The organism is Kitasatospora sp. NPDC057738, assembly GCF_042798815.1.
Taxonomy (GTDB): domain Bacteria; phylum Actinomycetota; class Actinomycetes; order Streptomycetales; family Streptomycetaceae; genus Kitasatospora; species Kitasatospora lactacystinica.
This window is the reverse complement of the sequence record NZ_JBHVJT010000068.1, coordinates 20,257-27,653: the sequence shown is the minus strand read 5'-3', so window position 1 is coordinate 27,653 and position 7,397 is coordinate 20,257. Positions and strand designations below refer to the sequence as shown.

General features: G+C 75.7%; 9 protein-coding genes. 3 read left to right on the top strand and 6 right to left on the bottom strand.

The window, feature by feature from the left end:
• Positions 1 to 99 precede the first annotated feature (99 nt).
• Positions 100 to 864 carry a glucose 1-dehydrogenase gene (locus ACFVGO_RS30230; RefSeq protein WP_380635172.1) on the bottom strand — a complete coding sequence of 255 codons (765 nt, stop codon included), beginning with the start codon at positions 862 to 864 and terminating at the stop codon, positions 100 to 102.
• 69 nt (positions 865 to 933) lie between these two features.
• Here ACFVGO_RS30230 and ACFVGO_RS30225 point away from each other — a divergent pair, with 69 nt between their 5' ends.
• Positions 934 to 1,644, top strand: a complete 711-nt coding sequence (locus ACFVGO_RS30225; RefSeq protein WP_380635170.1) for an alpha/beta fold hydrolase — start codon at positions 934 to 936, stop codon at positions 1,642 to 1,644.
• Here the strand turns inward: ACFVGO_RS30225 and ACFVGO_RS30220 are convergent.
• From ACFVGO_RS30220 to ACFVGO_RS30210, 3 genes are all read right to left on the bottom strand, one after another.
• On the bottom strand, positions 1,629 to 2,552 hold the full coding sequence (locus tag ACFVGO_RS30220; RefSeq protein WP_380635168.1) for an undecaprenyl-diphosphate phosphatase: 924 nt from the start codon (positions 2,550 to 2,552) through the stop codon (positions 1,629 to 1,631). The genes ACFVGO_RS30225 and ACFVGO_RS30220 overlap by 16 nt on opposite strands.
• 98 nt (positions 2,553 to 2,650) lie before the next feature.
• Complete coding sequence (locus ACFVGO_RS30215; RefSeq protein ID WP_380354884.1) at positions 2,651 to 2,869, bottom strand: hypothetical protein; 219 nt, start codon at positions 2,867 to 2,869, stop codon at positions 2,651 to 2,653.
• Positions 2,870 to 2,978: 109 nt separating this feature from the next.
• On the bottom strand, positions 2,979 to 3,761 hold the full coding sequence (locus tag ACFVGO_RS30210; protein WP_380635165.1) for an NRDE family protein: 783 nt from the start codon (positions 3,759 to 3,761) through the stop codon (positions 2,979 to 2,981).
• A gap of 189 nt (positions 3,762 to 3,950) precedes the next feature.
• Between ACFVGO_RS30210 and ACFVGO_RS30205 the strand changes: the two genes are divergently transcribed.
• Together ACFVGO_RS30205 and ACFVGO_RS30200 are read left to right on the top strand one after the other, a co-directional pair.
• Entirely contained in the window at positions 3,951 to 4,451 is a 501-nt protein-coding gene (locus ACFVGO_RS30205; protein ID WP_380354880.1) for a carboxymuconolactone decarboxylase family protein, read from the top strand.
• Positions 4,448 to 5,272 carry an isocitrate lyase/phosphoenolpyruvate mutase family protein gene (locus tag ACFVGO_RS30200; protein WP_359897918.1) on the top strand — a complete coding sequence of 275 codons (825 nt, stop codon included), beginning with the start codon at positions 4,448 to 4,450 and terminating at the stop codon, positions 5,270 to 5,272. The genes ACFVGO_RS30205 and ACFVGO_RS30200 overlap by 4 nt, the downstream gene beginning before the upstream one ends.
• Before the next feature lie 198 nt (positions 5,273 to 5,470).
• Here the strand turns inward: ACFVGO_RS30200 and ACFVGO_RS30195 are convergent, their stop codons facing one another.
• Entirely contained in the window at positions 5,471 to 5,731 is a 261-nt protein-coding gene (locus ACFVGO_RS30195; RefSeq protein WP_359897917.1) for a hypothetical protein, read from the bottom strand.
• Between the two features lie 43 nt (positions 5,732 to 5,774).
• Complete coding sequence (locus tag ACFVGO_RS30190) at positions 5,775 to 7,010, bottom strand: cytochrome P450 (RefSeq protein WP_359897916.1); 1,236 nt, start codon at positions 7,008 to 7,010, stop codon at positions 5,775 to 5,777.
• Positions 7,011 to 7,397: the final 387 nt, after the last annotated feature.

Sequence of the window (7,397 nt, the reverse complement as noted above, 5' to 3'; positions counted from 1 at the left end):
GGGGCCTCCCCTCTTGCTCCTCTTTGCTGTTTTGTTTGGTTCTGGGGGTGTTTGTTGTTTGTTCCTTTTGTTTGTTTTTGCTCCCCCCCGGGCCGGGGATCAGGCCAGCCCGCCCGCGGCCCGGAGGTTCTGCCCGGTGAGCCAGCGCCCTTCGGGCCCGGCCAGGAAGGCGACGACGTCGGCGATGTCCTCGGGCCGGCCGAGGCGGCGCAGCGGGGTGAGGCCGGCCACGCGGTCGAGGGCCTCGGGCGGGTTGGTGCCGCGCAGCAGGTCGGTGTCGGTGGCGCCGGGCGAGACGGTGTTGACGGTGATCCCGCGCGGACCCAGTTCGACGGCGGCCACGGCGGTGAGCTGCTCGACGGCGCCCTTGCTGGCGGCGTACGCGGCGATGCCGGGGACGGGCCGGACGGTGTTCACCGTCGAGATGTTGACGATCCGTCCGCCGTCGCGCATCCGGCGGGCGGCGTAGCGGACGGTGGTGAAGGCGGCGCGGGTGTTGACCGTGAACACGGTGTCGAGGTCCGCGTCGTCCAGCTCGGCCAGCGGGGTCGGGGTGAAGGAGCCGGCGGCGTTGTTCACCAGGACGTCCAGTCCGCCGAGCCGCTCCTCGGCCTCGGCCATCAGCCGCTCGGCGGCACCGGCCTCGCCGAGGTCGGCCCGCAGCGCCCAGGCGCGGCCGCCCTCGGCCTCCACGGCGCGGACCACTTCGGAGGCGGCCCGCTCGTCGTGGGCGTAGCCGAGGACGACCTGCGCGCCGTCGCGGGCCAGCCGCCGGACGACGGCCCGCCCGATGCCCCGCGAGCCGCCCGTGACGACCGCCGCCTTCCCCGTGAGCGGGGCCGGCCCGCCCTGTTCCTCAACCACGTTTCCTCCACGTCCTGTTCGCCGTCGTTTCCCGGGCCACTGTCGCACGCGCGCGCTACGGTGCCGCCCATGGCGAACTTTGTACTGGTGGCGGGCGCCTGGCTCGGGGCGTGGGCGTGGGACGAGGTGGCGGCGCAGCTGCGCGAGGCCGGTCACGGGGCGTTCCCGCTGACCCTCTCCGGGCTCGCGGAGAAGCACGGCGCGCCGGCCGGGCAGCAGGCGCACGTGGCGGACGTCGTCGCCGAGGTGGAGCGGCTGGACCTGCACGAGGTGGTGCTGGTCGGGCACAGCTACTCGGGCATTCCGGTGGGCCAGGCCGCCGAGCGGATCGGCGGACGGCTGGCCGGGCTGGTCCTGGTGGACGCCAACGTGCCGGTGGCGGGGGAGTCCTTCGCGGACCGGATGCCGGAGCCGGCCGCGCTGCGGGCGGACCTCGCGGCGCACGGGGGCTGGTGGCCGCCGCTGCCGCCGACCGAGTTCGCCGAGCAGGGGCTGACGGTCGGGCAGATCGCCCGGATCGTCGCGGGGGCGACTGCGCACCCGGGCCTCTCGCTGACCGAACCCGCCGTCCTGCGGGGCCCGTTGAGCGCGCTCCCGACGGTGTACGTGAAGTGCCTGCTGGACTGGCCGGAGCCGCCGCCGGTGGTCGCCGGGCTGGTCGCGGACGGCCACTGGCGGCTGGTGGAGCTGGACACCGGGCACTGGCCGATGTTCTCCCGGCCGGCCGAGCTCGCGCAGGTCCTGGCCGGGGCGGTCCGGACGGCTCAGAGCGACAGGTAGACCGCGCTGCCGGCGCCGGCCAGGAAGCAGTAGATCGCGAACGGCGTCAGGCTGCGGGTCTCGAAGTACCTGGTGAGGAAGCGCACCGAGACGTACCCGGCCACGAAGGCGGCGAGGCTGCCCGCGAGGACCGGGCCGAGCACGCCGGAGTTCTCCGGCTTGAACAGCTCCGGCACCTTCAGCACCGAGGCGGCCAGGATGACCGGGGTGGCGAGCAGGAAGGAGAACCGGGCCGCGTCCTCGTGGTGCAGTCCGCGCAGGATGCCGGCGCTCATGGTGACGCCGGAGCGGCTGATGCCGGGGAACAGCGCGAGGATCTGCGCGGCGCCGATCCAGGCGCCCTGCCCGTAGCCGAGCCGGGTCAGCCGGTGGTCGGAGGCGATGGCCGGGTCCGTGCCCGGCTCGTCGTCGGCGGCGGCGGTGACGCGTCCGGCCCGGCGGCGGCCGGTGCCGCCGCGCTTGAGCCGCTCGGCGCCGAGCAGTACGAGGCCGTTGAGGGCGAGGAAGACCGCGGCCGGGACGGGCTTGCCGAGCGCGTTGCGCAGGGCCTTCTCCAGCACCAGGCCGGCCACGCCGACCGGGATGGTGGAGAGGACGAGCAGCCAGGCGAGCCGCTCGTTGCGGGTCTCCACCCGGCGGCGCCGGATCGAGCCGAACAGCCCGTCGACCACCCGGACCCAGTCCTTGCGGAAGTAGACCACCAGCGCGAGCGCGGTGGCCAGGTGCAGGGCGACCAGGGCGGCGAGGTACGAGGAGCCCTCGGCGGTCATGTCGAGGTCGTGCTGGATCCTTCCCCCGACCAGGGCGGGCAGCAGGATGCTGTGGCCGAGGCTGGAGACCGGGAAGAGTTCCGTCACGCCCTGGAGCAGGCCGACGCCTATCGCTTCCGGGTAGGTCAGGGTCGACATCGCGCACCTTCGCTCGGGGGTCGGTGGCCGCCCGGATCCGGGGCCGTCGCGAAGCTACTACGGGCATGTAGACGTTCGCCAACCCCGCCGTCGGAAGTTCACCGACCGTACGGCTGCGCGACACCGGGGCCGAAATGACCGATCAGCGCCGCCGCCACGGAGGCCAGGACGGTGGCGGACGGGACGGTCCGGTGCGCGGCGTCGCCGAACAGCACGAGGGCGGTCACCGCGGCCGGTGTGCCCGCCAGCGGCAGGGCGACGGTCAGCGCGGCGAGCAGCCGGGGGCGGGGGCGGGGCGAGGGGTCCGGGTGGGTCACGGCGGTCTCCTTCGGGCTCGACCCGCGCCACGATGCCGCCTCCCGCAGCGTCAGGTGCAAGTCCTTTTCCGCCGCCGCCGACGCGGGGCCGGCTGCCGTCGGCCCTCCGTCAGGCCGTCGCCACCCGCCGCCACCCCGGCCCGTCCGCGGCCACCGGCGCGGGCGCGAAGTCGTAGCGCAGCAGGTCCGGTCCGAGCGCGAGCAGCGAGATCGAGGAGGAGCCCCAGATCCGTCCGTCGCCGAAGTCCCGCCGCTGGACCAGCGCGGCGTCCGCGTCCGGGGCGAGTCCGTCCCCGGCGACGATCGGCAGCCACCCGCCCCAGGCCGCCTCGGCCGGTCCGTCGGCGGTCGGCCCGGGCCGGGGCACGGCGGTGAAGCGGGACCGGAAGTGGGCGGCCCGCGCGGCCATCAGGGCGCGGATCCGTTCGGAGGCGGTCCGGCCGGCCGCCAGGCCCTCCAGCCCGTCGTTGAGCACCACGCTCAGGCCGGACGGCAGTTCGCTCTCCTCCAGCCGCCCGCCGCCCCAGCTGAACACCCGGGCGCCGTCGGCGCGGGCCAGGACGAGGTGGAACGGGTCGTACGGGGTGAGGTCGAGGTGGCCGATCCCGCCCTCCCGGAGGGCGGTGAGCGGCAGCCGGCCGCGGGTGCGCCGGGCGTCGGCGGGGGCGAGCGGGCCGAAGCCGTTCAGCAGGCAGGCGGCGGTGCGCCGGCCGGGGTCGACGGCCAGCCAGGTGCCGCCGGCCGCGAGGTCCAGTCCGCCGAGCAGTTCCGGACGGTCCGGCCAGTGGTGGTCGGGCGGCAGCCAGGCGCGGCCCAGGTACTCGTCCCGGACGGACAGCAGCAGCACCGGGACGGCCGCTCCGGGCTCGATGCTGACGAACGCCGTGCACACGACCGTGCCCCCTGACCTCGACCTTCGGCGACCTCCTGCCGACGATCCCCTGCCAGCGATCCTCGCACGGTCGTTCGTACGCCGGAAGCGCCCGGGACGTGCCCCGGGACGTGCCCCGGGAAGTGGCCCAAGGAACGGGTGGCCGAACGCACCAGGACGCCAGGCCACCGCGCTCCTAGGCTGGCGGCCATGACGACGAACGAGACGACGGCCGCGACGACCGGCACGGACGGGGCCCCGGTGCCCGCCCCCGAGCAGCGCCTGCTGATGCACAAGCTCGCCCCCGCCTACTACCAGGCGATGATCGCCGTGGACCGGGCCTCCCGGGAGGGCCTCGACCCGGTGATCGCCGAGCTGGTCAAGGTGCACGCCTCGATGATCAACGGCTGCGCCTTCTGCATCGACATGCACTCCACCGACGCCCGCAAGCACGGCGAGCAGGACCACCGCCTGGTCTCCCTCCCGGCCTGGCGCGAGACCCCGTGGTTCACCGCCCGCGAGCGCGCCGCCCTGGCCCTCACCGAGTCGGTCACCCTGCTGACCCGGGGCCACGTGCCGGACGCCGTGTACGCGGAGGCCGCCGAGCGGTTCGACGAGACCGAGCTGGCCCAGCTGATCGCGCTGATCGCCACCATCAACGCCTGGAACCGGATCGGCGTGTCCACCCGCATGAGCCCGGCCGCCAAGTGAGCGCCGCGGACCCCGCCGTCCGGCGGGAGAGGGCCCGGCTGCTGCGCGAGCTGCACCGCCCGGGCGAGCCGCTGGTGCTGGCGAACGCCTGGGACGTGCCGAGCGCCCGGCTGGTGGCCGCCGCCGGGGCGCGGGCGGTGGCGACGGCCAGCGCGAGCGTGTCCTGGTCGCTGGGCAGCGCGGACGGCGGCGGCGCCGACCCCGAGCAGGTGCTGGCCCGGACCGCCCAGGTGGTCCGCGCGGTCGACCTGCCGGTCACCGCGGACCTGGAGGGCGGCTACGCGGACACCGCCGCCGGCGTCGGCGGGACGGTCGCCGCGCTGATCGCCACCGGCGCCGTCGGGGTGAACCTGGAGGACGAGGGCCGTCCCCCGGAGGAGGCCGCCGAGCGGATCGCGGCCGCCCGGGCCGCGGCGGACGCGGCCGGCGTGCCGCTCTTCGTCAACGCCCGCACCGATGTCTTCCTGCACGGGATCGGCGCCCCGGAGGGCCGGTTGGACGACGCGGTGCACCGGCTGCGGGCGTACGTCGCGGCGGGCGCGGACGGGGTGTTCGTCCCCGGGGTGGCCGACCCGGAGACCATCGCGGCCCTGGTCGCGGCCGTCCCGGCGCCGCTGAACGTGCTGGCCGGTCCCGGCTCCCCGGCGGTCGCCGAACTCGCGAAGCTCGGCGTGGCCCGGATCAGCCTGGGTCCGGGCCTGGCCGAGGTGGCGTACGCGGCGGTCGGCCGGGCCGCCCGGGAGGTGTACGGGAGCGGCACGTTCGGCGCGTTCGCCGAAGGGCTGAGCTACCCGGAGCTCAACCGGCTGTCCGCGGGCTGAGCCCCGCGGCCCGGGTGCCGTGCGTCGGGTGCCGCGCGTCGGGTGCCGTGGGCGGCCGACCGTTCGGGGGTCGGCCGGCCGCCCACGGGCCGGTCGCCGGGCGGGTGCGCCACCGGGCCGTCCGGCCACCCGGCCACCGACCGCCCGGCCACCGACCACCCGGTCACCGACCACCCGGTCACCCGATCGGCGGATCAATCAGTTGAGGACGTGCCCGCTGAGCCCCGGGTGGTCCAGCTGGTTGGTCCCGATCGCCTCGATCTCGTTGGCCGGCTTGCCGACCAGCGGGAGCGTGCCCACGGTCCTCAGGGCGAGGTCGGCGGGAGAGACTTCGAGCCCGTCGGTGAGCCCGCCGGTGACGTCCGGCGAGGAGGCGGTCTGGGTGGTGGCGGAGGCCGCCGGGGCGGCGAGGGCGAGGCCCGCCATGGTGAGGGCGGCCAGGGTGGCGAGTTTCTTCATGCCCTGGCGAACGACCCGGACCGCCCTCAGGTAACCGGCCGGCTCAGACCGTCACCCACAGGGTGCGCACGCTGTTGCTGACGAACGAGGCGATCGGCTCGTTCGTCCGCCCCTGCGCCGGGGCCAGCCCGGGGAAGCGGGTGAACAGGTGCCGCAGCGCCGTCTCGGCCTCCAGCCGGGCGAGCCCGGAGCCGAGGCAGAAGTGCGGGCCGTGGCCGAGCGACAGGTGCTTGGCGGGCTGCCGGGTGAGGTCGAAGCGGTCCGCGTCCGGGTGGTGCCCGGAGTCCCGCCCGGCCGCCGCGTACGAGGCCAGCAGCGCCTCGCCGCGCCGGATCACCACGTCGCCGACCGCGATGTCCTCGGACGCGTAGCGCAGCGGGAACTGCCCGACCGGGGAGTCGTAGCGCAGGGTCTCCTCGACCACCGCCGACCACGGCTGTTCCCCGTCCAGGACGAGCCGCAGCTGCTCCGGGTGCGCGAGCAGGGCGCGGACGGCGTTGGTGATCAGGTTGAGCGTGGTCTCGTGCCCGGCGACCAGCATCAGCAGCAGGGTGCCGACCAGCTCGGCCTCGCTGAGCCGCTGCCGGTCGAGCGGGTGGCCGGCCTCGCGGACGGCGATCAGGTCGCTGGTCAGGTCGTTGCCGGGCTCGGCCCGCTTGGCCGCCACCACCGAGGCCAGCAGCGCGTTCAGGCCCCGCTGCGCGGCCAGGGCCGCCGCCGGGGTGGCCGAGCTGGAGACCATGGTGTCGGAGAGCTCGTGCAGTTCGTCCTGCTGCTCCAGCGCGAGGCCGAGCAGTTCGCCGATCACCTGCATCGGCAGCGGGTAGGCGAAGTGCCGCCGCAGGTCGAACGGGCCCTCCAGCTTCGCGACCTCGTCGAGCAGCGCGATCGTCCGGGCCTCGACGGCGGGGGCCAGGTCGGCGATCCGGCGCGGGGTGAAGGCCTGCGAGACCAGCCCGCGCAGCCGCCGGTGGTCCTCGCCGTCGGCGGTGACCATGCCGGGGACGGCGATGAAGTTGAGCAGCGGCCAGCCCTCCGGCAGCCGTCCCTCCCGGAAGGTGTTCCAGAGCCGGGCGTCCTTGCCGACCCGGGGGTCGGCCAGCAGCGACTGGAGGGTGTCGTGGTGGGTTACCGCCCAGACCACCACCCCGCCAGGGAGTTCCACCAGGACCGCGGGGCCGGCCGCGCGGAGTCGGGCGTTCTCGGCGTGCTGGTCGCGGCCGAAGGGGTCGAGTCGGACGGGCTCGGCGCGGGTTCCGGCGTCGGTGGTGGTGTCCATGCGGGCCTCTCGGGAGCTGGCGGGCGGGGCGGGGTGAAGGCGCTGTAGAGCACCGGGAGGGCGGTCAGGGCCCGGGACCACGGGGACGGGCGCCAGGTCAGCTCTCCTGCCGGTACGGCCAGTTGGAGGTCGGGGAGGCGGTGCAGCAGGGTCTCGACGGCGGTCTCGACGATGATCCTGGCGGGGTGCTGGGCCGGGCAGACGTGCCGGCCCGCGCCCCACGCCAGGTGCGCCCGGTTGCCGCCGAGCGAGCCCTGGGCGGCGGCGGACACGCCCTGCGCGGCCGGGTCGGCGTTGGCCGCGGCCAGGCCGAGGACGAGCATGTCGCCGGCGCTGATGTACTGGCCGCCGAGCACGGTGTCGCCGGTGGCCCAGCGGCCGGGGAAG

Coding starts and splice junctions, on each gene's coding strand:
- ACFVGO_RS30195 (WP_359897917.1), bottom strand. CDS start 5,731: ATGAAGAAACTCGCCACCCTGGCCGCCCTCACCATGGCGGGCCTCGCC.
- ACFVGO_RS30190 (WP_359897916.1), bottom strand. CDS start 7,010: ATGGACACCACCACCGACGCCGGAACCCGCGCCGAGCCCGTCCGACTC.
- ACFVGO_RS30205 (WP_380354880.1), top strand. CDS start 3,951: ATGACGACGAACGAGACGACGGCCGCGACGACCGGCACGGACGGGGCC.
- ACFVGO_RS30225 (WP_380635170.1), top strand. CDS start 934: ATGGCGAACTTTGTACTGGTGGCGGGCGCCTGGCTCGGGGCGTGGGCG.
- ACFVGO_RS30220 (WP_380635168.1), bottom strand. CDS start 2,552: ATGTCGACCCTGACCTACCCGGAAGCGATAGGCGTCGGCCTGCTCCAG.